This window comes from Actinoplanes sp. NPDC051475, assembly GCF_040689425.1.
GTDB lineage: Bacteria > Actinomycetota > Actinomycetes > Mycobacteriales > Micromonosporaceae > Actinoplanes.
The window spans coordinates 285,531-311,724 of the sequence record NZ_JBFAZZ010000011.1 but is presented as its reverse complement, the minus strand read 5'-3'; the positions used below and the strand labels follow the sequence as shown (position 1 = coordinate 311,724).

The 26,194-nt window shown below is 70.6% G+C and carries 18 protein-coding genes and 1 pseudogene; 5 read left to right on the top strand and 14 right to left on the bottom strand.

The genetic code is table 11. The annotated features are described in order from the left end of the window. Window positions 1–65: 65 nt before the first annotated feature. Window positions 66–1,268: an MFS transporter gene (locus AB0368_RS23790; protein ID WP_366156128.1), complete on the top strand. Its 1,203-nt coding sequence runs from the start codon at window positions 66–68 to the stop codon at window positions 1,266–1,268. Here the strand turns inward: AB0368_RS23790 and whiA are convergent, their stop codons facing one another. The 8 genes and pseudogenes from whiA to rsgA form a co-directional block, all read right to left on the bottom strand. Further along, window positions 1,269–2,249 (bottom strand): DNA-binding protein WhiA, encoded by a 981-nt coding sequence (gene whiA, locus AB0368_RS23785; protein WP_071805306.1) that lies wholly within the window; start codon window positions 2,247–2,249, stop codon window positions 1,269–1,271. It abuts the gene before it with no gap. A 72-nt stretch (window positions 2,250–2,321) separates the two neighbouring features. Beyond that, window positions 2,322–3,509, bottom strand: a complete 1,188-nt coding sequence (locus AB0368_RS23780) for a 2-phospho-L-lactate transferase CofD family protein (RefSeq protein ID WP_366156127.1) — start codon at window positions 3,507–3,509, stop codon at window positions 2,322–2,324. Then, window positions 3,506–4,402: an RNase adapter RapZ gene (gene rapZ / locus AB0368_RS23775; RefSeq protein WP_366156159.1), complete on the bottom strand. Its 897-nt coding sequence runs from the start codon at window positions 4,400–4,402 to the stop codon at window positions 3,506–3,508. The genes AB0368_RS23780 and rapZ overlap by 4 nt, the downstream gene beginning before the upstream one ends. A 671-nt stretch (window positions 4,403–5,073) precedes the next feature. Then, window positions 5,074–7,419, bottom strand: a pseudogene (gene uvrC, locus AB0368_RS23770) (excinuclease ABC subunit UvrC); the annotation flags it as partial. Between the two features lie 275 nt (window positions 7,420–7,694). Further along, on the bottom strand, window positions 7,695–8,258 hold the full coding sequence (locus AB0368_RS23765) for a Rieske (2Fe-2S) protein (RefSeq protein ID WP_366156126.1): 564 nt from the start codon (window positions 8,256–8,258) through the stop codon (window positions 7,695–7,697). 211 nt (window positions 8,259–8,469) lie between these two features. Next, a complete protein-coding gene (gene uvrA / locus AB0368_RS23760) occupies window positions 8,470–11,427 on the bottom strand; it encodes an excinuclease ABC subunit UvrA (RefSeq protein ID WP_366156125.1) in 2,958 nt (985 codons plus the stop codon). A 110-nt stretch (window positions 11,428–11,537) separates the two neighbouring features. Continuing rightward, window positions 11,538–13,334, bottom strand: a complete 1,797-nt coding sequence (locus AB0368_RS23755) for a hypothetical protein (RefSeq protein WP_366156124.1) — start codon at window positions 13,332–13,334, stop codon at window positions 11,538–11,540. Between the two features lie 36 nt (window positions 13,335–13,370). After that, complete coding sequence (rsgA, locus tag AB0368_RS23750) at window positions 13,371–14,411, bottom strand: ribosome small subunit-dependent GTPase A (protein WP_366156123.1); 1,041 nt, start codon at window positions 14,409–14,411, stop codon at window positions 13,371–13,373. A 209-nt stretch (window positions 14,412–14,620) separates the two neighbouring features. On the opposite strand from rsgA, the gene AB0368_RS23745 reads away from it, so the two are divergent. Then, a complete protein-coding gene (locus tag AB0368_RS23745) occupies window positions 14,621–15,331 on the top strand; it encodes a maleylpyruvate isomerase family mycothiol-dependent enzyme (RefSeq protein ID WP_366156122.1) in 711 nt (236 codons plus the stop codon). A gap of 2 nt (window positions 15,332–15,333) precedes the next feature. Beyond that, on the top strand, window positions 15,334–15,984 hold the full coding sequence (locus tag AB0368_RS23740; RefSeq protein ID WP_366156121.1) for an MBL fold metallo-hydrolase: 651 nt from the start codon (window positions 15,334–15,336) through the stop codon (window positions 15,982–15,984). 7 nt (window positions 15,985–15,991) lie between these two features. Here the strand turns inward: AB0368_RS23740 and AB0368_RS23735 are convergent, their stop codons facing one another. Beyond that, the gene (locus AB0368_RS23735; RefSeq protein WP_366156120.1) at window positions 15,992–16,612 is read right to left on the bottom strand and encodes a cysteine hydrolase; all 621 of its coding nucleotides are present in this window, start codon (window positions 16,610–16,612) and stop codon (window positions 15,992–15,994) included. Window positions 16,613–16,742: 130 nt separating this feature from the next. Here AB0368_RS23735 and AB0368_RS23730 point away from each other — a divergent pair, with 130 nt between their 5' ends. Then, window positions 16,743–17,360 (top strand): ATP-dependent Clp protease proteolytic subunit, encoded by a 618-nt coding sequence (locus tag AB0368_RS23730; protein ID WP_366156119.1) that lies wholly within the window; start codon window positions 16,743–16,745, stop codon window positions 17,358–17,360. A gap of 63 nt (window positions 17,361–17,423) precedes the next feature. Here the strand turns inward: AB0368_RS23730 and AB0368_RS23725 are convergent, their stop codons facing one another. Continuing rightward, the gene (locus AB0368_RS23725; RefSeq protein WP_366156118.1) at window positions 17,424–17,849 is read right to left on the bottom strand and encodes a 50S ribosomal protein L11; all 426 of its coding nucleotides are present in this window, start codon (window positions 17,847–17,849) and stop codon (window positions 17,424–17,426) included. Window positions 17,850–18,052: 203 nt separating this feature from the next. After that, window positions 18,053–18,829, bottom strand: a complete 777-nt coding sequence (locus tag AB0368_RS23720) for a lytic transglycosylase domain-containing protein (protein ID WP_366156117.1) — start codon at window positions 18,827–18,829, stop codon at window positions 18,053–18,055. 162 nt (window positions 18,830–18,991) lie between these two features. On the opposite strand from AB0368_RS23720, the gene typA reads away from it, so the two are divergent. After that, on the top strand, window positions 18,992–20,857 hold the full coding sequence (gene typA, locus AB0368_RS23715) for a translational GTPase TypA (RefSeq protein WP_366156116.1): 1,866 nt from the start codon (window positions 18,992–18,994) through the stop codon (window positions 20,855–20,857). 50 nt (window positions 20,858–20,907) lie between these two features. On the opposite strand, the gene AB0368_RS23710 is transcribed toward typA, so the two are convergent. The 3 genes from AB0368_RS23710 to uvrB all read right to left on the bottom strand — a co-directional run bounded on the left by AB0368_RS23710 (window position 20,908) and on the right by uvrB (window position 25,813). Further along, entirely contained in the window at window positions 20,908–21,903 is a 996-nt protein-coding gene (locus tag AB0368_RS23710; protein WP_366156115.1) for a TerC family protein, read from the bottom strand. 661 nt (window positions 21,904–22,564) lie between these two features. Next, window positions 22,565–23,113, bottom strand: a complete 549-nt coding sequence (locus AB0368_RS23705) for a GNAT family N-acetyltransferase (protein WP_366156114.1) — start codon at window positions 23,111–23,113, stop codon at window positions 22,565–22,567. 567 nt (window positions 23,114–23,680) lie between these two features. Next, window positions 23,681–25,813, bottom strand: coding sequence for an excinuclease ABC subunit UvrB (uvrB, locus tag AB0368_RS23700; RefSeq protein WP_366156113.1), 2,133 nt, complete (start codon window positions 25,811–25,813; stop codon window positions 23,681–23,683). Between the last annotated feature and the right edge of the window lie 381 nt (window positions 25,814–26,194).

The window sequence follows — 26,194 nt, the reverse complement described above, 5'->3', positions numbered from 1 at the left end:
CCGGCCCGGGGTGCGCCCCGGGCCGCGCCGCGTCGCCCGACCCTTCTCTCCCACCGGGATGCCCCATGTCCGTCACCGCCACGCCCGACGCGCCCGCCGGGCCCGACCTGCGGACCCGCCGCGCCCGGGTCGCCGTCGCCGCCCTGTTCCTCACCAACGGCGCGCTGTTCGCCAACGTCGTACCGCGCTACCCCGAGCTCAAGGACAGCCTGGACCTGAGCAACGCCCTGCTCGGCACGGCCCTGGCGGCGGGCCCGCTCGGCGCGCTCACCGGCGGCCTCTTCGCCTCGGCCGTGATCCGGCTGATCCGCTCGTCCCGGGCGGGCGCGTACGGCATCTCCGTCGTCGCCCTCGGCTTCCTGCTGGTCGCGGTCGCCCCGGCCTGGTGGGCGCTGGCAGCGGCCCTGTTCCTGGCGGGCGCGGCGGACGCCATCGTGGACGTCGCCCAGAACGCCCACGGCCTGCGCGTCCAACGCCTCTACGGGCGCTCGATCGTCAACTCGTTCCACGGCGTCTGGAGCATCGGCGCGGTCCTGGGCGGCCTCATGGGCTCGGCGGCGGCCGGACTCGGCATCCCGCTGGCGGTGCACCTGGGGATCTCCGGCGCGGTGTTCAGCGGGGTCGCGCTGGTCGCGTACCGATTCATGCTGCCGGGTCAAGACCACGCCGACCGGCCCACCGCCGAGGCCGGACACCGTGCCGTCCGCGGCACGGCCGTCTGGATGCTGGCTGCGCTGGGTGTCCTCGCCATCTTCGGCTCCCTGGTGGAGGATGCCGGCGCCTCGTGGGGCGCGCTGTTCCTGACCGAGGACATCGGCTCCACGGCCGCGACCGCCGGCCTGGCCTTCGTGGCCCTCCAGGTCGCGATGACCACGGGCCGGCTGCTCGGCGACCGCGCGGTGGACCGCTTCGGCCAGCGCACCGTGACCCGCACCGGCGGCGCGCTCGCCGCGGCGGGGATGGGCTTCGCGCTGGCGTTCCCGTCGGTGGGCAGCGCCCTGGCCGGGTTCGCGCTGGCAGGACTGGGCACGGCGACACTGGTCCCGGCGGCCATGCACACGGCGGACGAACTGCCGGGCCTGCCGCCGGGCGCGGGGCTGACGATCGTGAGCTGGGTGCTGCGGGTCGGCTTCCTCGCCTCGCCGCCGGTCGTGGGTCTGGTGGCCGACCACAGCAGCCTGCGGGTCGGGCTGCTCAGCGTGGTGATCGCCGGGGTGGGCACCCTGCTGCTCGGCAGGGCGCTGCTCAACCGCCCGTCCCGGGCCTGATCAGCAGGCCATCATCTCCGGGGTGACCGCCGCCTCGGTGTCCGGGATGCCGAGGTCACGGGCTCGCTTGTCGGCCAGGGCGAGCAGTCGCCTTATGCGTCCGGCGATGGCGTCCTTGGTCAGCGGCGGGTCGGCGAGGGCGCCCAGCTCCTCGAGGCTGGCCTGGCGGTGTTCGAGCCGCAGCCGGCCCGCCGAGGTCAGGTGGTTCGGGGCCTCGTCGGCGAGGATCTCCAGCGCCCGGGTCACGCGCGCCGCTGCTGCCACGGCGGCGCGGGCCGAACGGCGCAGGTTGGCGTCGTCGAAGTTGGCGAGGCGGTTGGCCGTGGCGCGGACCTCACGGCGTACCCGTCGCTCTTCCCAGGCGAGCACGCTCGCGTGCGCCCCGACCCGGGTGAGCAGCGCGGCGATCGCGTCCCCGTCCTTGATCACGACGCGGTCGACGCCGCGCACCTCGCGTTCCTTGGCGGTGATCCCTATGCGCCGGGCGGCGCCGCGCAGGGCCAGGGCCGCCTCCGGACCGGGACAGGTGATCTCCAGCGCGCTCGAACGGCCCGGCTCGGTCAGCGAGCCGTGCGCCATGAACGCGCCGCGCCAGGCGGCCACCGCGCAGCAGACGTTCGCGGACACGACATGGGGGGGCAGGCCGCGGACCGGACGGCCGCGGACGTCGAGCAGGCCGGTCTGCCGGGCCAGCGCCTCGCCGTCCTTGACGATCCGGACGATGTAGTGGCTGCCCTTGCGCAGGCCACCGGAGGCGAGCACGTGAACCTCGCTCGGGTACCCGTACACGTCGGCGATCTCCCGCCGCAGCCGCCGCGCAACCGCGCCGGTGTCGAGCTCGGCCTCGACGACCACCCGCCCGGAGACGATGTGCAGCCCGCCGGCGAAGCGCAGCAGGGCGGCCATCTCCGCACGGCGGCAGCACGGCTTGGGTACGTCGACCCGGCTCAGCTCGTCCTTGACCGCTGCCGTCATCGCCATCTCGAAGTCACCTCATGCTGTTTCGCGCTCTTGTTCCGCGGTCTGTGTCGTGCTGGCCCCATCGCCAGTTGCTTAACGATCGGAGCCGAGGACCGGCACCAACGCAGTGCCCAACGACTCAGGATCATGCTTGGGACTGCCGTCCGCAACGGCCAAAGGGGCAAGTACCAGGCGCGCACCGAGAGCCTGGGCGGCCCGGTGCACCGGATCCGGCTCGCCGACCCACTCGGCGTCGGCGAGCACGATGTCGATCTGCAGCTCGGGCAGGTACCAGTGCAGCGCGGCCAGGTGATCGGCGACAGAGAGCCCGAGCGTCTCGTTGTCGGCGGCCAGATTCAGCGTGACGAGCCGCCGCGCCGAACTGGCCACGATCGCCGCGGCCAGCTCGGGCACCATCAGGTGCGGCAGCACGCTGGTGTACCAGCTCCCGGGCCCGAAGATCAGCCAGTCGGCCGCCCCGATCGCCTCCAGCGCGGCCGGGCAGGCGGGTGGCGAGGACGGCACGATCCGCACAGCCTCGACGTGCCCGCTCGTGACGGCTACGGCGTGCTGTCCTCGTACCGTGATCACCTCGCCGGACCGACCGGGATCCGCGCCCCGGACATCAGCCTCGATCCCGACGGCACGGCAAGCCATCGGCAGCACCCGCCCGCGGGCACCGACCATCCGGCCGGCGTGTTCCAAGGCCTCGACCGGGTCGCTCATGAGCTCCATGAGGCCGAGCAGGAGCAGGTTGCCGACGGCGTGGCCGGCGAGGGGGTCGTGCTTGCCGCCGAGGGCGGCGATCCGGCGGTCGGCGTTCGCGCCGGCGGGGTCCGGGGCGGTCGGTCCCGGCTCGCTTTCCGATTCCGCCGCGGGAGCTGGTTCGCCAGCCGGGCCCGCGACGCTTGCCGATTCCGCGGTGTGGCCCGGTTCGCTCGTGGCGGCGATCGTGGCGCGGCGGTCCGGGTTGCCGACCGGGGCGAACCGGTGCTGCATCAGCCGGACCATGAGCTGGTGCCCGGGTTCGTCGTCGGCCAGCGCCGCCAGGGCCATCCGCAGGTCGCCGGGCGGCAGCTGGGCGTCCCGCTCGGCGCGCAGGCGGCCGCTCGACCCACCGTTGTCGCCGACGGTGACGACCGCGGTGATGTCGAGATCCAGCCCGGGCGTGCAGCGCCGGAGGGCCCTGAGCGAGGCGGCCAGCCCGTGACCGCCGCCGAAGGCCACGACCTTGATGGGCCGGCTCGCGTCCCTGGACGGTCCGGCTGCGTCCGCGGTCACTCCCGGCCCAGGTCGCGGTGCGACGAGTGGGCGGAGAGGCGGATGTCGCGCAGCCGGGTCGTCAACTCCTCGGCGATCGCCACGCTGCGGTGCTTGCCGCCGGTGCACCCGACGGCCACGGTCAGGTAGCGCTTGCCCTCCCGCTCGAAGCCCGGCGCGGTCGCCGCGATCAGATTCGCGTACGTGCCGACGAAGTCGCTCGCGCCCTCCTGGCCCAGGACGTACATGCTGACGCCCTCCTCGAGGCCGGTGTGGTCCCGCAGCTCCGGCACCCAGAACGGGTTCGGCAGGAAGCGGGCGTCCATCACGTAGTCGGCGTCGGGCGGCAGGCCGTACTTGAACCCGAAGGAGAGCACGGTGATCCGCAGCTTGCGCGCGTCCTCCCCGCCGAACAGCTCCTCGACGCGGCGCCGGAGCTGGTTGACGTTGAGGTGGCTGGTGTCGATGATCACGTCCGCATGCTCGCGCGCCTCCTCGAGCAGCTTGCGCTCGGCGGCGATCCCATCGGCGAGGCGGCCGTCACCCTGCAACGGGTGCGAGCGGCGTACTGATTCGAAGCGCCGGATCAGCACCTCGTCATCGGCGTCGACGAACACCACACGCGGTGAGAAGCCACGTTCCTTGAGCGCGCGGACGGCACCGGCCAGGTCCGTCGAGAAGGCCCGGCTGCGCACGTCCAGCACCATCGCCGTACGCCGGGCAGCACCGCCGGCCTCGAACGCGAGCTGGGCCATGTCCAGCATCAACGCCTGCGGCAGATTGTCGACGACGTAGAAGCCGACGTTCTCCAGGGCGCGGGCGACCGTACTGCGGCCGCCGCCGGACACCCCGGTCACCACCACGAGGTCGGTACCGGCCTCGTCGGGAGACGGCTCCGGAGCGAACTCCGGCATCGACTCGGTCACGCACTCCTCCTGCACCGCACAGCCGCCCACCCGTCCGGGCGGACACTGCATCCTAGGCCGACAGGGCCGCCGGAGTCCGCCGGACACCGTGTCCACTACTCGATCCGGCTGCCGGGGCAGCTCACGAGCAGCCCGAATTCGCCCTGTGCCGACTCAACAGCGCACCGGGCCGGCCGTATTCCACCCCTTTCCGCAGCTCACAGCGCGTCACCTCAGCACTGCGCACGGGAAGCGCAGCCACCCGGTCAGGCACCCGCTTCGTCGCCGTCCGCATGACGAGAGCCCGGGAAGCAGGCCCCGGAAAGCGGACCCCGGAAAGCGGACCCCGGAAAGCAGGCCCCAGAACTAGGACCCGGGAAGCAGGCCCCAGAACTAGGACCCGGGAAGCGGGGCACGGAACGTGTCCCCGGGCAAGCTGGACCCGGAAGCGAGAAACCGGGAAAGCGGGAAGCGGGACTCGGGAAGCGGGGACAACGTCAGGCGTCCGCTTCGTCGTCACCTCCGTCCGTCGGGCGAGGCACCGGCCGCGCCACCCGGGATCGGTTCGCGCCCGCCTTGGTTCTGCCCGCGCCGCCGGCCGGCGCCGGGATCGCGCCCTCCCCGCCGGCAGCGGAGTCGGCGCCGGCGCGGTCCGCGGCGTCCTTCGTGGTGGAGTCGCCGATCGCCGCCAGGACCGCCTCAGCCGTACGGCGGCCGATGCCCGGGACCTCGGTGATCTCCTCCGGGCTCGCCTGCCCCAGCCGCTTCAACGACCCGAAGTGCCGCAGCAACGCCTTGCGTCGCGTCTCCCCCAGGCCGGGAATGTTGTCCAAGGCGGACGCCGTCATCCGCTTCGAGCGCCGCTGACGGTGGAACGTGATGGCGAACCGGTGGGCCTCGTCCCGGACACGTTGGAGCAGGTACAGGGCCTCGGACGTGCGGGGCAGGATGACCGGGAAGTCCTCGCCGGGCAGCCAGACCTCCTCGAGCCGCTTCGCCAGCCCGCACAGCGCCACGTCGGTGATGCCCAGGTCGGACAGGACCGCCGCGACCGCGTTGACCTGCGGCTGGCCGCCGTCGACCACGACCAGCTGCGGCGGGTACGCGAACCGGCGCGGCCGGCCGGTCAGCGGGTCGACGCCGGGCAGGTCGTTCGTCGCCGGATCGACATCGTCGGCGGGCAGGCCCTTGGAAACGTCACCAGCGGAAAGGTCACCCGCGGAAGGGCCGGAGGGAAGGTCGCCAGGGGAAAGGTCACCCGCGGAAACGTCGCCCGAGTACGGGTCGCCCGAGTACGGGTCGCCCGTGGAAGGGCCGGAGGGGAAGCTGCCGTCCAGGTCGGACAGATCCGCACCAGCACTACCCACCGCCGAAAGAGAAAGCGCAGACGCGGAGGAAGTAGGCCCGGAGAAAGCAGGCGCGGAAGAAGAAGGCGCGTAAGAGAGGGGTGCCGAGGAAGCAGGCGCGGACGCGGGCGAAGACGCCGCAGAAGATGACGAGGACGCCACGGCCGAAGGCGCGGACGCCCCGGACGGGACCGGCGAGAGGCCGGCGAGCCCGGCAGACGCGAGTCCCGAGGCCGACGTAGCAGCGTCGGCCGCGGCGGCAGCCTCCGTCGCCTGGGCGCGATATCGCGCGAACCGCCGCCGCATCACCTCGCTCATCGCGGCCAGGTCGTCCGTGCCGCTGCCGTCCGGGTTGCCGCGGACCGCGAAGCGGCGGTATTCGCTCTTGCGGGCCAGGCCGTCCTCGAAGACGACCATGCTGGCCACCACGTCGGTGCCCTGGATCTGGGAGACGTCGAAGCATTCGATGCGCAGCGGGGCCGTGTCCATTCCCAGCGCCTCGGCGATCTCGTCGAGGGCCTTGCTGCGGGTGGTCAGGTCGCCGGCGCGGCGCAGTTTGTGGCGGGCCAGGGATTCGCCTGCGTTGCGCGCCACGGTCTCGAGGAGGGAGCGTTTGTCGCCGCGCTGCGGTACGCGCAAACTCACGCGGCTGCCCCGGTGCTCGGAGAGCCAGTTCTCGAGCGCGGCGGCGTCCGGCGGCAGGGCCGGCACGAGCAGCTCGCGGGGGACGTCGCCCTCGCCGTGCTCATCGCCGTACACCTGGCTGCAGAAGTGGTGCACGAGGTCTCCGGTCGTCAGGTCCTCGACCTTCTCGACGACCCAGCCGCGCTGGCCGCGGACGCGGCCGTCGCGGACGTGGAAGACCTGGACGGCGGCCTCGAGCGGGTCCTCGGCGAAGGCGACGACGTCGGCGTCGGTGCCGTCGCCGAGCACGACGGTCTGCTTCTCCATCGCCTTGCGCAGCGCGGCGATGTCGTCGCGCAGGCGGGCGGCCTTCTCGAACTCGAGCTCCTCGGAGGCGTCGAGCATGTCGCGCTCGAGCCGCTTGACGAACGTGTCGGTGCGTCCGGCCATGAAGTCGCAGAAGTCGTCGACGATGGTGCGGTGCTCGTCGGCGGTGACGGAGCCGACGCAGGGCGCCGAGCACTTGCCGATGTAGCCGAGCAGGCAGGGGCGGCCGATCTGACCGGCCCGTTTGAAGACGCCGGCCGAGCACGTGCGCGCCGGGAACACCCGGAGCAGCAGGTCGAGGGTCTCCCGGATCGCCCAGGCATGACTGTACGGCCCGAAGTAGCGCACCCCCTTGCGCTTGGCACCCCGCATGACCTGCAGCCGGGGGAACTCCTCGTTGAGGGTCACGGCGAGGAACGGGTACGACTTGTCGTCGCGGTACTTGACGTTGAACCGCGGGTCGAACTCCTTGATCCACGAGAACTCGAGCTGCAGCGCCTCGACCTCGCTGCTGACGGTGACCCAGTCGACGGAGGCCGCCGTGGTGACCATCTGCTGGGTGCGCGCGTGCAGGCTCCACGTGTCGGCGAAGTACGAGTTCAGCCGGTTGCGCAGGCTCTTCGCCTTGCCGACGTAGATGACGCGGCCGGTCGGGTCACGGAAGCGGTAGACACCAGGAGCGTCCGGAATGGTCCCGGGCGCCGGCCGGTAGCTGGACGGGTCAGGCACGGCTCAACACTAATCCCGACCCCTGACAGAATTACCCGACCGGAGGCCCGTTGCCGCCGCCACGGCGTCGGGTCTCCGGCCGGGACATCCGGATCCGGCGGTCAGGGCCCCGCCGAAGAGCGTCCCGGAAACCACCCACCGGAAGGGAAGCGCCTGCTGAGAGCGGCAGGACGGGAGGGCGGCAGAGCGCGTGATCGGGGCCGGGCCGTGTCGGCAGGGGCGTGACCGACCGCGTCACCAAGCCGCGGCGGCCACCACGGGCCGGCCCCAAGACCTCACGCGGCGACGATGTTGTCGCCGTCCACCTTGACCTTCTTCTCCGGCAGCGCCTTGGTCGCCGGGCCGCCCGTGGGCGTGCCGTCGGTGATGGAGAACGAGCTGCCGTGGCACGGGCAGAGGATGTTGCCGCCGTCGACCTTGTTCACCGGGCAGCCCTGGTGCGTGCACACCTTGCTGAACGCCTTGTAGGTGCCCTTCTCGGGCTGGGTGAAAACGTAGTCACCCTTGATGATGCCGCCGCCCTCGGGGACGTCGGCGACCGCCACGAGGGTCTTGCCTCCCCCGGAGCCGGAGTCCGAGCCGGCGTCGGAGCCGGTGCCGCCCGCGTCGGCGCCCTTGCTGCCCGCGGGGGCGGGGTTGTTGGTGAAGTCGCCGCCGTTGGCGCCGGCGGTGCTGCCGGTGCCGCTGGTGTTCGTACCGCACGCGGCGAGGAGGCACCCGGCGCCGAGCGCGCCGGCCCCCACGAGCACGACGCGCCGCGAGGTGACCGTGCCCATGGCGGCGGCCTTCTCGTCGGTGCCCGTGGTCCCGGCGTCCGGACTCGTCTGCACGTCAGTCATCTGTTCGCCAAACCCTTCCAAGAACCCCTGGTCCCGCGCGCTTGCGTCACGCGGCGTCGCTTCCATATACGCGTGCCCCACCGGAGTGGTTCATGGGCGCCGGGAAATTATGGGTCCGGAAAGCCGGAAATATCCAGGGGACAGCGCGGCACCCCTGCTGTTTTCGCAGCAGAGGTGCCGTGGCTGAGAGTTACCTGTGTCCTCGCTGATTTCAGACGGCGGCCTTGGCACGGGACCGGGTGGCCCGCGGCTTGGCGGCCGGCTTCGCGGCGCCGTTGGCCTTGGCGGCGCGCTCGACGGCGGCCGCCGCCCCGGCCGGCTCGCCGGTCAGCCCCAGCATCGGCCGCAGGAAGTGGCCGGTGTGGCTGCCGGGCACCTCGGCGATCTCCTCCGGCGTGCCGGTGGCCAGCATCAGGCCGCCCTTGTTGCCGCCCTCCGGGCCCATGTCGATGAGCCAGTCGGCCGTCTTGATGACGTCCAGGTTGTGCTCGATGGTGATCACGGTGTTGCCCTTGTCGACCAGGCCGTTGAGCACCAGCAGCAGCTTGCGGATGTCCTCGAAGTGCAGGCCGGTGGTCGGCTCGTCGAGCACGTAGACGGTCCGCCCGGTCGAGCGTTTCTGCAGCTCGGAGGCGAGCTTGACGCGCTGTGCCTCGCCGCCGGACAGCGTCGGGGCCGGCTGCCCGAGCCGTACGTAGCCCAGCCCGACGTCGACCAGCGTCCGGAGGTGGCGGTGGATCGCCGGGATGGCCTGGAAGAACTCCGCGGCCTCCTCAATCGGCATCTCCAGCACCTCGGAGATCGTCTTGCCCTTGTAGTGGACCTCGAGGGTCTCCCGGTTGTAGCGCGCGCCCTTGCAGACCTCGCACGGCACGTACACGTCGGGGAGGAAGTTCATCTCGATCTTGATCGTGCCGTCGCCGGAGCAGTTCTCGCAGCGGCCGCCCTTGACGTTGAACGAGAACCGGCCGGGGCCGTACCCGCGGACCTTGGCCTCGGTGGTCTCGGCGAAGAGCTTGCGGACGTTGTCGAAGACGCCGGTGTACGTCGCCGGGTTGGAGCGCGGGGTACGCCCGATCGGCGACTGGTCGACGCCGACGACCTTGTCGACGTGCTCGAGGCCGGTGATGCGGGTGTGACGGCCGGGCACCATCCGGGCACCGTTGATCTGGTTGGCGAGCACGGTGTAGAGGATGTCGTTGACCAGCGTGGACTTGCCCGAGCCGCTGACCCCGGTGACCGCGATGAACTGCCCCAACGGGAAGCCGACGGTGAGGTTGCGCAAGTTGTGCTCGCGCGCGCCCTGCACCACCAGCTCACGCCCCGGCGTCTGCGGACGGCGGGTGGCCGGCGTGGGGATCTTCTTGCGGCCGGACAGGTATGCCCCCGTCGGCGACTGCTTGTTGGCCAGCAGCCCCTTCACCGACCCGCTGTGCACGATCTTGCCGCCGTGCTCGCCCGCGCCGGGGCCGATGTCGACGATCCAGTCCGCCGTACGGATGGTGTCCTCGTCGTGCTCGACCACGATCAGCGTGTTGCCGAGGTTCTTGAGGCGCACCAGCGTCTCGATGAGCCGGTGGTTGTCCCGCTGGTGCAGGCCGATCGACGGCTCGTCCAGCACGTACAGCACGCCGACCAGGCCGGAACCGATCTGGGTGGCGAGCCGGATGCGCTGCGCCTCGCCGCCGGAGAGGGTGCCGGCGCCGCGGTCGAGCGAGAGGTAGTCGAGGCCGACGTCGACCAGGAAGCGCAGCCGGGCGTTGATCTCCTTGAGCACCCGCTCGGCGATCATCTTCTGCCGGTCGTCGAGCTCGATGGTGGCCAGCAGCTCGGCGCAGTCGCCCACCGACAGGTTGCAGACCTCGGCGATGCTCTTGCCGGCGATCGTGACCGCCAGCACCTCGGGCTTGAGCCGCGTGCCGCCGCAGGTCGGGCACGGGATGTCGCGCATGTAGCCCTCGTACTTGTCGCGCGACCATTCGCTCTCGGTGTCGTTGTGCCGGCGCTCGATCCACTGCACCACGCCCTCGAAGCCGGTGTAGTAGGAGCGCTCTCGGCCGTACTTGTTGCGGTAGCGGACGTGGACCTGGTCCTCGGAGCCGTAGAGGATGGTCTTCTGCGCGCGGCTGGGCAGCGCCCGCCACGGGGTTTCGACGCTGAAGCCCTCGGCCTTGGCCAGCGCCTCGAGCAGGCGCAGGAAGTACTCCAGGGTCGAGCCGCCGGACCAGGGCTGGATCGCACCCTCGCGGATGCTGCGCTCCTCATCCGGGATGATCAGCTCGGGGTCGACCTCCTTCTTGGTGCCCAGGCCGGTGCACTCCGGGCAGGCGCCGTACGGCGCGTTGAAGGAGAAGACCCGCGGCTCGAGGTCCTCGATGGCGAGCGGGTGCTCGTTGGGGCAGGCCAGGTGCTCGGAGAAGCGGCGCTCGCGGGCCGGGTCGTCCTCGGGCAGGTCGACGAAGTCGAGCAGGACGACGCCGCCGGCCAGGACGAGCGCGGACTCCACCGAGTCGGTCAGCCGCTGCTTGCTGCTCGCCTTGACGCTCAGCCGGTCGACCACCACCTCGATGGTGTGCTTCTCCTGCTTCTTCAGCTTCGGCGGCTCGGCCAGCGGGTGGACCACACCGTCGACGCGGGCGCGCGCATAGCCCTTGGACTGGAGCTCGGCGAAGAGGTCGACGTATTCGCCCTTGCGGCCCCGCACGACCGGGGCGAGCACCATGAAGCGGGTGCCCTCGGGCATCGTGAGGACGCGGTCGACGATCTGCTGCGGGCTCTGCTTGCTGATCCGCTCGCCGCAGACCGGGCAGTGCGGGATGCCCGTACGCGCGAAGAGCAGGCGCAGGTAGTCGTACACCTCGGTGATCGTGCCCACGGTCGAGCGCGGGTTGCGTGAGGTCGACTTCTGGTCGATGGAGACGGCCGGCGACAGGCCCTCGATGAAGTCGACGTCGGGCTTGTCCATCTGGCCGAGGAACTGCCGGGCGTACGACGACAGCGACTCCACGTAGCGCCGCTGCCCCTCGGCGAAGATGGTGTCGAAGGCGAGGCTGGACTTGCCCGAGCCGCTCAGCCCGGTGAACACGATCATCGCGTCGCGGGGCAGGTCGAGGTTGACGTCGCGCAGGTTGTGCTCCCGCGCGCCGCGAATGATCAGTCGGTCGGCCACAGCCAGCCACTCCGTAACGTCAAATCAATGGGCGCCGCCACCCTAGCCGCGGGGTACGACATTTTCCGGGCCGCCGAGGTACAGCACCGGCGACAGACCCGGAATTCCCGTCACCCCGCCGGGTGAACCATGCCCCGTACGTCCCACACCTCGACGCCTCCGACCTGCTGCGGGGCGGCGCCGAGCAGATCGGTGACGAGGGTCTGCAGGAGGTCGCGGTTCGGGGTGTCCGGAACGAGCACCACCACCGCGGCCCGCCAGTACCTGAGGTCGGCGACCGCGGCGCGCCGGTCGGCGTCCGTGACCACCGGCATCCGACCGTACGCCCCCGCGAGGCGCAGCAGGTCGGCGGTGGGCCGCGGGGCCGCGTTCCAGGAGCCGGTGCGGTCCTGCGGCGGGTTCGCGGGGACCATGAAATATCCGCGCGGAATCTCGTAGTCCAGGCCGGAGAGGGCGAACCAGCGCATTCCGGTACGCCCGGTTGTCACCTCCGGCAGGGGCACCGTGACCAGCGTGCGGCCCTCGGGCACGTACCGCTCCCACATGCGCTGCGCGATGAACGGCGGCGTCACCGGCGCGGCCACCACCGGCAGCGGCTTGGGCAGCACCGGCGCCAGCGCCAGTGCCAGCCCGACCCAGAAGGCGGTCCGCCGCCGCGACGGCAGCAGCCCGGCCCGGTCGGCTGCCAGCGCGAGCAGCACCCCGATGACGGTGGTCGGCACCATCGCGAACCGGGTCACGCTGACCAGATCGATGATCGGCACGTGCGCGATCAGGGCGAACGGCAGCGGCACGCCGGTGTCGTGCCCGGCGACCCGCAGCTCCGGGCCCATCGACATGACCAGCAGCGCCAGGCCGGCGATCATCGCCGCGCGCGCGGCGACCTGGTGCCAGAGCATCCGGCCGGCGACGACCAGCATCACCAGCATCGGTACGCCCCAGAACGTGTTCTCCTCGGTCGGGCTGACGCTCAGCGCCCGCGCCACGACGCCGTTGCCGGCCAGCGACTGACGGGCGTACGCGCCCAGCGACAGCAGGTCGGTGACGAACTTGCCGGGCTCGAACGGCTGGCCGCTGTAGCTCTGCGGCCCGGCGAACTGGCACCACAACGGGTACCCGAGCAGCACCAGAGCGGTGCCGCCCGCCACCCCCAGCCCGAGCAGGAACCGCCGCGCGGCCTCGATGCTCGCTCGCCGGGCGAAGCACGCGTACGCGACCACGAAGACGAACAGGGTCAGGGCGGTGAAGAGCAGGACCTCCTCGTTGAGGAAGACCTGGAGGACTATCAGCAGCCCGAGGAGCACCCCGCCCCGCAGCACCCGGCCGGGCTCGCGCAGCCGCAGCACCTGCCAGACGATGAACGGCACGGCGAACTGCGAGACGAAGTTGATGTGCCCGTTGGCGTGCGACACCAGCGCGGGCGCGAACCCGCACCAGAGGCCGCCGATCCAGGCCGCGAGCGGGCTGCATACCAGATGCCGGGAGAAAACCCACCACCAGGCCGCCGCCGTGCCGGCCAGGCCGAGGGTGAGCAGCAGCACCATCGAGACGCCGGCGCCGAGGAAGTGCGTCACCGGCGCGAACGGCACGGTCAGGGCCAGCACGGAGGTGTTGGCCATGGTGTTCATGCCGTCGGGCACGTTCATCCGGCCGGTGAAGAACGGGTTGTCGCCGTGGAACACCACGCGCTCGCCGTGCGCCAGCATGGCCAGGAAGAACCCGTGGTCGTCGTCGTTGGCGGAGAGCACCCGGCCCGACGGGTCACGCCACAGCTGGATGAGCACGAGCACACCCAGGGCGAGGTAGCTCAGCAGCGCCCAGGCGCCGAAGCGGCGCACGCGGGCCACCGGCGCCCCGGAGGAGGCGAGGTCGGGCTGGTCGGCGACGACCTCTTCTAGCGCGGGCACCGGTGCATTCTGCCAGAGCTCCGGGTCACCACCGGGTCAGCGGCGGGGTCTGCGCCGCCCGGGACCGGCCGCTCCGGCCAGCCGCTCGGCCCGCCTGCCGCTCTCGACGGCAACCTCCCGGTGCAGTTTGCGCCAGCTCTCGAGCCTGCGGGGCGGCAGCTTGCCGTCGGCCAGCGCGGCCTCGACCGCGCACCCCGGCTCGCCGTCGTGACGACAATCACCGAAGCGGCAGCCGGCGGCGAGGTCCGCGACGTCGGCGAAGGCCCGGTCCAGGCCCTCGGCCGTGTCCAGCAGACCCACCCCGCGGATGCCCGGCGTGTCCAGGACGGCGCCGCCGCCGGGAATCAGGACGAGACTTCGGTACGCGGTGGTGTGACGTCCCTTGCCGTCCGCGCTCCGGATCGACTGGACGGGCATCACATCGGTGCCCGCCAGCGCGTTGACGAGGGTGGACTTGCCCGCCCCCGACCGCCCCAGCAGGGCTAGCGTCCGCCCGGGCGTGACGAGTTCGCGCAGCTCGTCGAGCCCCGAGCCGCGCCGTACGCTGACCGGCAGCACGCGTACCCCCGGGGCCAGCTCGCCGAGCTGGCGCGCGACCGCCTGCGGATCCCGTGCGGTGTCGCTCTTGGAGAGCACGACGACCGGCCGGGCGCCGGACTCCCAGGCGAGGGCGAGCAGCCGTTCGACGCGGGCGTCGTCGGGGGCCGGGTGCATCGGCTCGACCACCGCGACGGTGTCCATGTTGGCGGCCAGGACCTGGCCGGTGGAGTCCTTGTCCGCGGTACGCCGGATCAGCGCGGTGCGCCGCGGCAACACGATCTCGACCGTGGTACGGCGATCCGGCCAGCGCCGCAGCACCACCCAGTCGCCGGCGCACGGCAGGTTGGCGGGGTCCGCGGCGGCGCCCAGCAGCAGGCCGCCGGCGAGGCTGGCACGGTGGACGCCGTCGGCGGCCAGCACGGTGCAGATGCCACGGTCGGCACGCAGCACCCGGCCGGCGAGGGCATCGGTGCGGTCGAAGGGACGATAGGCGGACGCGAGCGTCGCGTTCCAGCCCAGTGCGGGCAGGTCGGACATGAGAAACCCTTTGTGGTGTGGGGAAGCGGCGCCGACGGTGGTCAGGCGCGGACTCCCGTACGAAGCCGGGACGCGCGAACGAAAAGCACGGTGCCCACCTCCTCCGCGGGTCTGCGAACGCGTCTGGCATCGACGGTACGGTCGGCGTGACGGCCGGGAAAGCGAGTTTCCGATCGGCTCCGGCCGGGGGCACCGACTAGGTTGGGTGGGTGACGATCGATCCGCTCGTGCTGATGACCGATGTCGACCAGGCGACCGAACGCCTCATCCGTACCGCTGAGGGCCTGGAACCCGGCGCCGAGTCCGCGCCGTCGCTGTTGCCGGGATGGACGATCGGTCACGTGCTGACCCACGTGGCGCGCAACGCCGACTCGTTCACCAATCTGCTGACCTGGGCCCGCACCGGCGTGGAGACACCCCAGTATCCGACGCCGAGGGCGCGCGAGGAGGGCATCGAGGCGGGCCACCGCCGGCCGCTCGCCGAGCAGATCGCCGACCTGCGCGAGTCCCACGAGCGGTTCGCGGACGCCGGCGCGGCGATGCCCGCCGAGGCGTGGGCGTTCCACCTGCCCTCAACGGGCCGGTCGGCGGCGTTCGTGCCGTGGGCCCGCCTGCGCGAGGTCGAGGTGCACCACGTCGACGTCGGCCGCGACTACACGCCCGAGGACTGGTCCGACGCCTTCGCGCTGCGGCTGCTGCGCGAGATCGTCGGCGGCGCGAAGGCGGAGGACGCCTCCGCGCTGGTGCTGCGCCCGCAGGGCCTCGAGCACCCGCTGACCATCGGCGCGGTGACCGACGCCACCGTGGCGATCGGCGGCCCCACCCGCTCCATCGCCGCCTGGCTCGCCGGCCGCGCCGACGGCGCCGACCTCACCGTGTCCCCGGACGGGACCCTGCCCACTCCCCCGAGGTGGAAGTGACGATGACGTACACCGGAAACGTGAGCCCGGGCTCGGCGCCCGCGGTCCGCGAGCTCAACGGCCTGACCGTCACGAAGGTCTCGGTCGGCCCGATGGACAACAACGCCTACCTGCTGCGCTGCGCCTCGGACGGCACGCAGGTGCTCATCGACGCCGCCAACGAGGCCCAGACGTTGCTGAAACTGATCGGCGATGCCGGCCTCGCCGCGGTCGTGACGACCCACCGGCACTACGACCACCACGGCGCGCTCGCCGAGGTGGTCAAGGCCACCGGCGCCCGCTCGATCGCCGGCGCGGACGACGCCGGGGAAATCCCGGGTGTGACCGACACCGTGCGCGACGGCGACACCATCGCGGTCGGCGACTGCATCCTCGAGGTCATCCACGTCGTCGGGCACACCCCTGGCTCGATCGTGCTGCTCTACCGCGAGCCCGGCGGCATCGCCCACCTGTTCACCGGCGACAGCCTCTTCCCGGGCGGGGTCGGCGGCACCCGCGGCGAGCAGAACTTCACGTCGCTCATCGACGACGTGGAGCACAAACTCTTCGACCGTCTGCCGGACGACACGTGGTTCTACCCCGGGCACGGCAACGACTCGACGCTCGGCGCGGAACGCCCGCACCTGGGCGAGTGGCGGGCCCGCGGCTGGTAGCGCTCCGCTACGCCCGCAGCGCCGCGCTGACCTTCGGCGACTCCATGGGCAACGAGAACATCGGGTAGTCGTACGCGATCGCGTTGTCGTGCTCCTCCGCCGAGGTAGCCGCGACGCAGTCGGTGAGGGTGATCACCCGGTAGCCGTTCTCGTACGCGCTGCGCATCGTCGACTCGACGCAGCAGTTCGTCAGGAAGCCGGCGAGGATGACCGTCTCGATGCCGCGGCTGCGCAGGATGAAGTCGAGGTTCGTGCTGGCGAAGGTGTCCAGGCCCCGCTTGCCCTCGATGAGGATGTCGCTCTCCGCGGGGGTCAGGTCGTCGACGATCGCCGCGCCCCAGGTCCCCTTGACGAAGGCGTTGCCGTCCACCACGCCCTTGAGGATTCCGTACGGGTGACGCGACAGCTCGCCGTACCCGGGGGCGAAGGTGATCGGCGCGTGCATGATCGTCACCCCGGCGGCGCGGGCGGCCTCGACGAGCGCGACCGTCTTGGGGAGCATGCCGGTCTTCTCCATCACGGGCGCGACCGCACCGTGCAGGACGCCGCCCTCCGAGGTGAACTCGTTCTGGTACTCGATGAGCACGATCGCCGTCGTCGCGGGATCGAGGTGCAGCGTGTCCGACATGCCCACTCCCTGGAGTTGTGCACTGGGTCACAATCACCCTAGGCGGGTCAGCCCTGGGCGGAAAGGCGCCGGGACGGGCGCAACCCGGACGTAGGGTCGGAGCACCCCTTCGAGCGCTCCGGAGGCACCGATGGATCTGCCCCCTCACCTGCGCTGGCAGCCCAACCCACCCGCCCCCGAGCCGTGGCACTCGCTCGGCGGCCCGGGCCCGGCCATCCCGGGCTGGCTCGAAGAACGCCTCTTCGACCAGCGCATCGTCATGGTCCGCGGCCCGTTGAACGGCCACGCCGCCTCCGGCATCGCCGCCGCCCTGCTGACCCTCGACGCGGCCGGCCCCGAGCCGATCCAGCTGCACGTGGCCTGCGACGGCGGCGACCTCAACGCCGCTCATGCGGTCACCGACGTGATCGACGCGATGGCGGCCCCGGTGCACGCGGTGGTCACCTCGGAGGCGGGCGGTGCGGTGCTCGCCGTCCTCGCCGCCGCGCAGAAGAGATCGGCCTACCGGCACGCCCGCTTCAAGCTGGCGGAGCCGCGCGCGGCCGGGGTGATGGGTACGGCCGACGCGGTCGCCGCGGCGGCCGGGCAGCACCTGCGGGAGCTGGAGGAGCTGGTCCTGCGGCTGGCCGAGGCGACGGGCCAGACGCGCAGCCGCATCGAGGACGACCTGTCCGAGGGCCGCAACCTCAGCGCCGAGGAGGCGAAGGAATACGGCCTCATCGACGACGTGATCGCCGGCAAGGCGTGAGAAACGCCGCGGCGCGGCTCCCCATGAGGGGAACCGCGCCGCGGGATGTTCCGGGTGACCGACTTACTCGGGGACCTTGACGCCCATCGACCGCGCCGTACCGGCGACGACCTTGATGGCCGCGTCGAGGTCGTTGGCGTTCAGGTCGGGGAGCTTGCGCTCGGCGATCGACTTGATCTGGTCGCCACTCAGCGTGCCCACCGTCTGGGTCAACGGGTTGGACGCGCCCGACTGGATGCCCAGAGCCTTGCGGATCAGGAAGCTCGTCGGCGGCGTCTTGTAGGTGAGCTGGTGGCTCCGGTCCTCGAAGACCGAGACGATGACCGGGATGATCTCGCCACGGTTCTTCGCGGTCGCCTCGTCGTACTCGACCTTGACGGCACGCATGTTGGCGCCGGTGGGGCCGAGCATCTTGCCGAGGTCCACCATCGCGGCGTTACCCGCCTCAAGCGCGAGGGTCACCTCATGGGTCTTCTTCTTGGGCGGCATTGCGCAAAAGCTCCTTAGTGTGTGCTGTGCGGGTCCAAGGCAGGTACGGGCCTAAGTCAGGAGCTCGCCAGCATCATCAACGCACGACAACCCCGAGACTTTACTACCGCGCTCGTTCATGGGTCAAAACGCGCATGCGGGGGCACCGTCTCGGGTTCCACCCGCCAGTGTATCTCGGCCTTCGAGGGCCCCTGCCGACGGGCTCAGTACCTGTCGCAGTAGCACGACTTCATCAACGACCGGACGCTGTCGACGTACGCCGGATTGGGCAGCTTCCTGTCCCCGTACATGTCATCGACCGCGCCGCGACCAGCGTTGTAGGCGGAGATGACCATGTTCAGCAGGCACATGCTGCTGTGGGTCCTGCACTTCCCGGCGCTCAGGTCATAGTTGTCGTGGAAGTACGAGTGACCGAACGCCCGGGTCAGCCACGCCAGGTAGTTGGCGCCGAGGACCGCGTTCTCCCGGTAGTCGTGGCTGTCGTACGCCTTCTCGAACCGCTGGTTGATGAACGCCTCGGTGTCGGGCATCACCTGCATCAGCCCGCGCCCGCCGTCGCAGTTGACGTAGTTGGAGGTCCAGCCGCTCTCGTGCCACGCCGTGGCCAGCACCAGCCGCTTCGGCAGCTTGAGCTCCGGCGCCGAGCCGGGCCAGTACGTCTTGCCGGCCGCCGCCGTGAGGGCGGACTCCGCCTTGACCTTCGAGACCGCCTTGCCCTCCCTGGTGGCGCAGGCCGGCATCTCGAAGTTGTTGGGATCCTCGGTCTTCGTCGGCTTCGCCTTCTTCGGCTTCGGCTCGGCCTTCGACGGCGAGGGAGGCGGCGTGGTCGTCTCCTCCGGAACCGGCTCCTCGGTCACCTCGTCCGACGGCGCCACCTCCACCGGAGCCGCGGTGACCGGCTCCCGCGCGGATCCGCCGCCGCCCAGGCCGCAGCCGGCCGCCACGATCAGGGCCACCAGCACACCGGCCAGCCGTTTCATCGATGGTTTCCTCGCCTCGTCCAGCGCAACGCTGGAACGCTAACAGCCCGGACAAGGCGGTGCAGCCCGGCAAATCGGGCGTACGGGACGACAGCCGCCACCGCTTCCGCGGGAGTAAGCCCCGGAGGCCCGACGGCAACCGAGACCAAGGACAATGGGGGTATGCAGACCCGCACCGACCTACGCAACGTCGCCATCATCGCCCACGTCGACCATGGCAAAACCACCCTGGTCGACGCCATGCTGCGCCAGGGGAGCCAGTCCCACGCGCGGGGCGAGATGGCCGACCGAGCCATGGACTCCATGGACCTGGAGCGGGAAAAGGGCATCACCATTCTCGCCAAGAACACGGCGATCAGCTACCAGCCCGCCGACGGCTCGCCCGTCACCATCAACATCATCGACACCCCCGGCCACGCCGACTTCGGCGGTGAGGTCGAACGCGGCCTCACCATGGTCGACGGCGTCGCCCTGCTCGTGGACGCCTCCGAGGGCCCGCTGCCGCAGACCCGGTTCGTGCTCCGCAAGGCGCTGCAGGCCAAGCTGCCGATCATTCTGATCATCAACAAGGTCGACCGGCCCGACGCGCGGATCAAGGAGGTCGTCGACGAGACGTACGAGCTCTTCCTCGACCTCGACGCCGACGAGCACCAGATCGAGTTCCCGATCGTCTACGCCTGCGCCCGCGACGGCATCGCCTCGCTGACTCAGCCCAAGGACGGCACCGTCCCGGAGGACAGCACCGACCTCGAGGTGCTTTTCAGCACGATCCTCGAGACCATCCCGGCGCCTACCTTCCACGAGGACGCGCCGCTGCAGGCGCACGTGGTCAACCTGGACGCCTCGCCGTTCCTCGGCCGCCTGGCGCTCTGCCGCGTCCACGAGGGGACGATCCGCAAGGGCCAGACCGTCGCCTGGTGCAAGACCGACGGCAGCGTCTCCAATGTGCGCATCTCCGAGCTGCTGATCACCGAGGGCCTGGAGCGTAAGCCCGCCGAGAGCGCCGGCCCCGGCGACATCATGGCCGTCGCCGGCATCCCCGACATCATGATCGGCGAGACCCTCGCCGACGCGGAGAACCCGAAGCCGCTCCCGCTGATCCAGGTCGACGAGCCGGCCATCTCCATGGTCATCGGCACCAACACCTCGCCGCTGGTCGGCCGGGTCAAGGGCGCCAAGGTCACCGCCCGCATGGTCAAGGACCGCCTCGACAAGGAGCTCGTCGGCAACGTCTCGCTGCGGGTGCTCCCCACCGAGCGCCCCGACGCGTGGGAGGTCCAGGGCCGTGGGGAGCTGGCCCTCGCGATCCTGGTCGAGCAGATGCGCCGCGAGTCGTACGAGCTCACCGTCGGCAAGCCGCAGGTGGTCACCAAGGAGATCGACGGCAAGGTGCACGAGCCGGTCGAGCGGCTCACCATCGACGCCCCCGACGAGTACATGGGCGCGATCACACAGCTGCTCTCCACCCGCAAGGGCCGGATGGAAGAGCTGATCAACCACGGCACCGGCTGGCTGCGCATGGAATGGCTGGTGCCCGCCCGCGCCCTCATCGGATTCCGTACGGAGTTCCTCACCGAGACCCGCGGCACCGGCATCATGCATCACCTGTTCGAGGACTACGAGCCGTGGTTCGGCGAGCTGCGCACCCGCCAGAACGGCTCGCTCGTCGCCGACCGGGCCGGCGTGGTGACCGCGTTCGCCATGACCAACCTCCAGGAGCGCGGCCAGCTCTTCGTCGAGCCGACCACCGAGGTGTACGAGGGCATGATCGTCGGCGAGAACAGCCGCCAGGACGACATGGACGTCAACATCACCAAGGAGAAGAAGCTGACGAACATGCGTCAGTCGACCTCCGACGAGACGGAGAAGCTGATCCCGCCGCGCAAGCTGTCGCTGGAGCAGGCCCTCGAGTTCTGCCGCGAGGACGAGTGCGTCGAGGTGACCCCCGCGAACGTCCGGATCCGCAAGGTCGTGCTCGACCAGCAGACCCGCGGCCGGGCTGCGGCACGGCGCAAGCACCAGCAGTAAAAGAAGACGCGGGTACGGTGCTCAGCACCGTACCCCCGTCTCTTTTTCGGTCAGGCCTTCAATAACTCTTTCTTCTGGTCGCGTGACGACTTGGCCAGGCTGGCGACCGTGGCGACGCCCAGCGTGCCGAGGATGACGAGAAGAGAGAGCCAGATCGGAATCTCGGGCGCCCAATGCACGCCGTGGCCGCCGTTGATGAACGCCAGCGAATTGGTGTGCAGCGCCTCGAGGAACAGCTTCACCCCGATGAAGGCGAGCACGAACGCCAACCCGATGTTGAGGTAGATCAGGCGTTCCAACAGGCCGCCGAGCAGGAAATACAGCTGCCGCAACCCCATCAGCGCGAACACGTTGGCGGTGAAGACGAGGTACGGCTCCTTGGTGATGCCGAAGATCGCCGGAATCGAGTCGAGCGCGAAGATCAGGTCGGTGGTCCCGATCGCGATCATGACGATGAGCAGGGGCGTGAACAGCCGACGCCCGGTGTCGGTGACCACCGTCATCCGGCCGCTGTCGAAGGAGCTGGACAGCGGGAAGACCCGCTTGGCCCAGCGGATGAGGATGTTCTCCTTGAAGTCGTCCTCGTCGCTCTCGCCGTTCTTCAGCAGCGTCACCGCGGTGTACACCAGGAACACGCCGAAGATGTAGAACACCCACGAGAACTGCTGGATCAGCGCGGCCCCGGCGGCAATGAACGCCCCCCGCATGACCAGCGCCAGCACGATCCCGATCAGCAGCACCTTCTGCTGGAACTGCCGGGGCACATTGAACCGAGCCATGATGATCATGAACACGAACAGGTTGTCGACACTCAGCGAATACTCGGTGAGCCAACCCGTGAAGAACTCCCCCGCAGGCGTCCCCCCGGCGGTGACCCACAACCCCACCCCGAACGCCAACGCCAGCGCGACGTAGAAGGCCACCCACCCGCCGGCCTCCCGCATCGACGGCTCATGCGGCCGCCGCCCGACGATCAGCAGATCGACGGCGAGCATGACGACAAGGGCACCCAGAGTGATGAGCCAAACCCACGTGGAAACGTTCAATGAGGACCTCCGGCAGACACGGTTCATCGCCGCACCGGAATGGGGGACCGGCTCGGCGACGTGCGACTGTCGGAGGTCTCTTCCGCCTCCACCCGGCGGGCGAAGACCACCGGCCCCGGGCACACCCTCGCGGGGGCAGACCGTGTTGACGAGACCGGCGCAGAGGAATACTCCCCTCCTACGGAAGCCATTGTGTCGCATCGGGAGCCGGTGCGACACCTGACCCCGGACAATCGTGTCCAGTCTCTCGCGGGACGGTGACTTCCGGGCCTGAACCGGCGGTTAGAGCAGCTGGCTGGCAATCTGCGACCGTGCAGCGGAGTTGGGGTGCCTGGAGCTGCCGTGTGGGCTGGCCGCCCGGACTCCATTACCTCGCCCGGGACGACGAGTTCGGCCGCCAGTCACTTGCCTCATCCGCTTCTGGTTCCGTCCGGCTCGACGCACGTGTCTGTCCGGCTCGACGCACGGCGCCTCTTCGCCGGCTCACAATCCGCTGGCCATCCTAGGAGGCTAGTTCAGCCTCTTTCGGCGCTCGCCTCCTCGCGCCGAGCGAGATCGACGGTGGCGCTCAGGCCGCCCGGCGCCGCTCACGGCGGCCCAGTCCTTCCCGGCGTCATCCAACCTGAGCCGGCGACGTCAGGCGCGCCGGCAGCTCGCGGCCTCAGCCCGGCTGGAAGCGAGCCCTGCGCCCGCGGTCCTCGAAGCCCAGCTGCCGATAAAGTTGTCCGGCAGGATTGTCGACGTTGACGTCGAGCCACGCCTCCACGGCCCCGTCCGATCGCATCCGCCGCAACGCCTCTGTGACGAGCGCCGCGCCGAGCCCTCGCCCTCGAGCGGCCGGCACGACACCGACCTGCACGATCCACCCGACTGCCGCCGTCAGGAACCCGGCGTCACCGACCCCCTGAACCGAGGCCAGCACCGACCATCCCGGCCGGAAATCCTCGTCGTCGGCCAAGTCCGCGATCCACTCCTCCGCGGTCCACCCCGGAAAGCCGGGCCGCTCACGGAAAGCCGCGTCATAGACCCGGAAGAACCGCTCCGCATCAACGTCCGGCCATCCGCGAACGGTGGTGCCATCCGGCCACCCCGCTTCGGGTACGCCGCGAGCACCCAGGTCGAACCGCAACACGTCCTCGGCGAAGACCTGCCGCAGCCCCCGCTCGACGAACAGCTGGAGGGCCGCGGCGGTCAAGGACTCGGTTTCCACCGTGACGGTCCCGCCCAACCGCTGCCCCTCGGCCAACCCCCAGTCCAGAAGCCGCCCGCCGAGCCCACACGACCGGAACGTCGGATCGACCAGACCGGCGAACGTGGCGCCGTCCCATTCGCTCCCACCGCCGTGACGCTCCCGAGGCGTGACAGAGGCAGCCGCCGCCGGGCCGAAGCCGGCTGCCGAACCGGTGCCGGCCACCGTCGGACCAGACTCGGCCCGTGTCTCGGCCGGACCGGACTGAACCGACGTAACCCCGCGACGTGCGGTAGGCCGGACCGCCCCGGCGGCGACGAGCCCGCCGTCCCCGGTACGCGCCTGCAGATTCACCACCCCGTCCCCGAGCCAGCGACGCCGGAGAAAGCCCGGATCAGCAGACAGCGGGAGCCCACCATCGGCGTCGAGGCACCGCCGCGCCAGCCCCACCAACTCACCCTCCACAGCAAGGGGCGCGACAGTCCACGCAACGGCGTCAGGCGACACGTGCGACAGCGTAGTGAGCACCAGTCAGCGGTCCCACCGACTTCTCGCCGCCGACAGAAGCGTCCGTCGGCCTCGGAATCGTCACTTCACTCCGGCGACGTCCATTCCCCGCAGCTCCTTCTTGAGCTCCGACACCTCGTCACGGATGCGGGCGGCGAGTTCGAACTGCAGTTCCCGGGCCGCGGCCAGCATCTGGTCGTTCAGGTCCTGGATGAGCTGGGCCAGCTCGGCCCGGGCCATGCCCTCGCGGGCCGGGGCCGACGAGCCGCGCGCCTTCGAGCGGGTCTCCGGGACCGGGCCCTTGCCGCGGGACATCTGGCGGCCCGCGCCGCCGACAACGTGGCCGCCGGGGCCATGGCCGCCGATGGCCGTGTCGGTGTCCTCGGCCTCGCGGTAGATGTCGTCGAGGATGTCGTGGATCTTCTTGCGCAGGGGCTCGGGGCTGATGCCGTTCGCCTTGTTGTGGGCGATCTGCTTGGCGCGGCGGCGGTCGGTCTCCTCGATCGCGGCGCGCATCGAGGGGGTCATCTTGTCCGCGTACATGTGGACTTCACCGGAGACGTTGCGGGCCGCGCGGCCGATCGTCTGGATCAGGGAGCGGCCGCTGCGGAGGAAGCCCTCCTTGTCCGCGTCGAGGATCGCGACCAGCGAGACCTCGGGCAGGTCGAGGCCCTCGCGGAGCAGGTTGATGCCGACGAGTACGTCGTAGTCGCCCTTGCGTAGCTCCTTGAGCAGCTCGACGCGGCGCAGCGTGTCGACCTCGGAGTGCAGGTAGCGGACCCGGATGCCGTTCTCGAGCAGGTAGTCGGTGAGGTCCTCGGCCATCTTCTTGGTGAGGGTGGTGACGAGGACCCGTTCGTCGCGCTCGGTGCGTTCCTTGATCTCGTGCATGAGGTCGTCGATCTGGCCCTTGGTCGGCTTCACCACGACCTGGGGGTCGACCAGGCCGGTGGGGCGGATGACCTGCTCGACGTATTCACCGCCGGACTGCTGGAGCTCCCACGGGCCGGGGGTCGCGGACAGGAACACCATCTGGCCGACGCGCTCGAGGAATTCGTCGAAGCGCAGCGGCCGGTTGTCGGCGGCGCTGGGCAGCCGGAAGCCGTGCTCGATGAGGATGCGCTTGCGGGACGCGTCGCCCTCGTACATGCCGCCGATCTGCGGGATCGTCACGTGCGACTCGTCGATGACGGTGATGAAGTCGTCGGGGAAGTAGTCGAGCAGCGTGTACGCCGGGTCACCGTACGAGCGGCCGTCCATGTGCATCGAATAGTTCTCGATGCCGTTGCAGAAGCCGACCTGGCGCATCATCTCGATGTCGTAGGTCGTCCGCATGCGCAGGCGCTGGGCCTCGAGCAGCTTGCCCTGCCGTTCCAGCTCGGCGAGACGCTCGGCCAGCTCCGCCTCGATGTCGCGGATGGCGCGCTCCATGCGCTCCGGGCCGGCCGTGTAGTGCGTCGCCGGGAAGATCACCAGCTGGTCCACCTCGCGCACGATTTCGCCCGTCAGCGGGTGCAGGTAGTAGAGCTTCTCGATCTCGTCACCGAACAGCTCGATGCGGACGGCCAGTTCCTCGTATGCCGGGATGATCTCGAGGGTGTCGCCCCGGACCCGGAACGTGCCCCGCTGGAACGCCATGTCGTTGCGCGAGTATTGGATGTCGACCAGACGGCGGAGCAGCTTGTCGCGGTCGAGCTCCTGGCCGACCTTCACCTTCACCGCGCGGTCGAGGTATTCCTGCGGGGTGCCCAGGCCGTAGATCGCGGAGACGGTGGCGACCACGATGACGTCGCGCCTCGTGAGCAGGGACATCGTCGCGGAGTGGCGCAGCCGCTCGACCTCCTCGTTGACCGACGAGTCCTTCTCGATGTAGGTGTCGGTCTGCGCGATGTACGCCTCAGGCTGGTAGTAGTCGTAGTAGCTGACGAAGTATTCGACGGCGTTGTGCGGCATGAGCTCGCGGAACTCCTTGGCGAGCTGCGCACAGAGGGTCTTGTTGGGGGCGAGCACGAGCGCCGGCCGCTGCAGCTTCTCGATGAGCCACGCGGTGGTCGCGCTCTTGCCGGTGCCGGTGGCGCCGAGAAGAACGGTGTTGCGGTCGCCGCTGCGCACCCGGCGCTCCAGCTCGACGATGGCCGTGGGCTGGTCACCGGCCGGCTGGTAGTCGCTGACGACCTTGAAAGTGCCGTCGAGTCGTGGGATGTCGAGCGCCATGCAGACCACCGTACGTCGGGGGTGTGACAAGTTTCGGCGGGCTCGGTGGAGCGGGTGTTCGGTGGGTGCACAATCTGCTCGTCACCAGGCATTGTCGGGTGTTCCCGGGCGCCTCTACCCTGGTCGGGTAGGCCGCTCGCGGCGGCCGCCCGGACGACCCGGCGCCACCACGAGGCGCCACGGCCGGGACGGAGACTGCAGCCCCGGCACATGCCGGTGAGCGCATCTCGAGAGGTCACGCAACAAGCGTCGACCGGCCGCCGCGAGCGCCCTTTACTGCCGGGCGGCCGCAAGACCGTCACAACCCGGCAGCTCCAGCCTCGTCAGCCCACGCCACAACCGTCGGCGCCCAGGTTCGAAGCAAGCCGGCGACCAACAGCG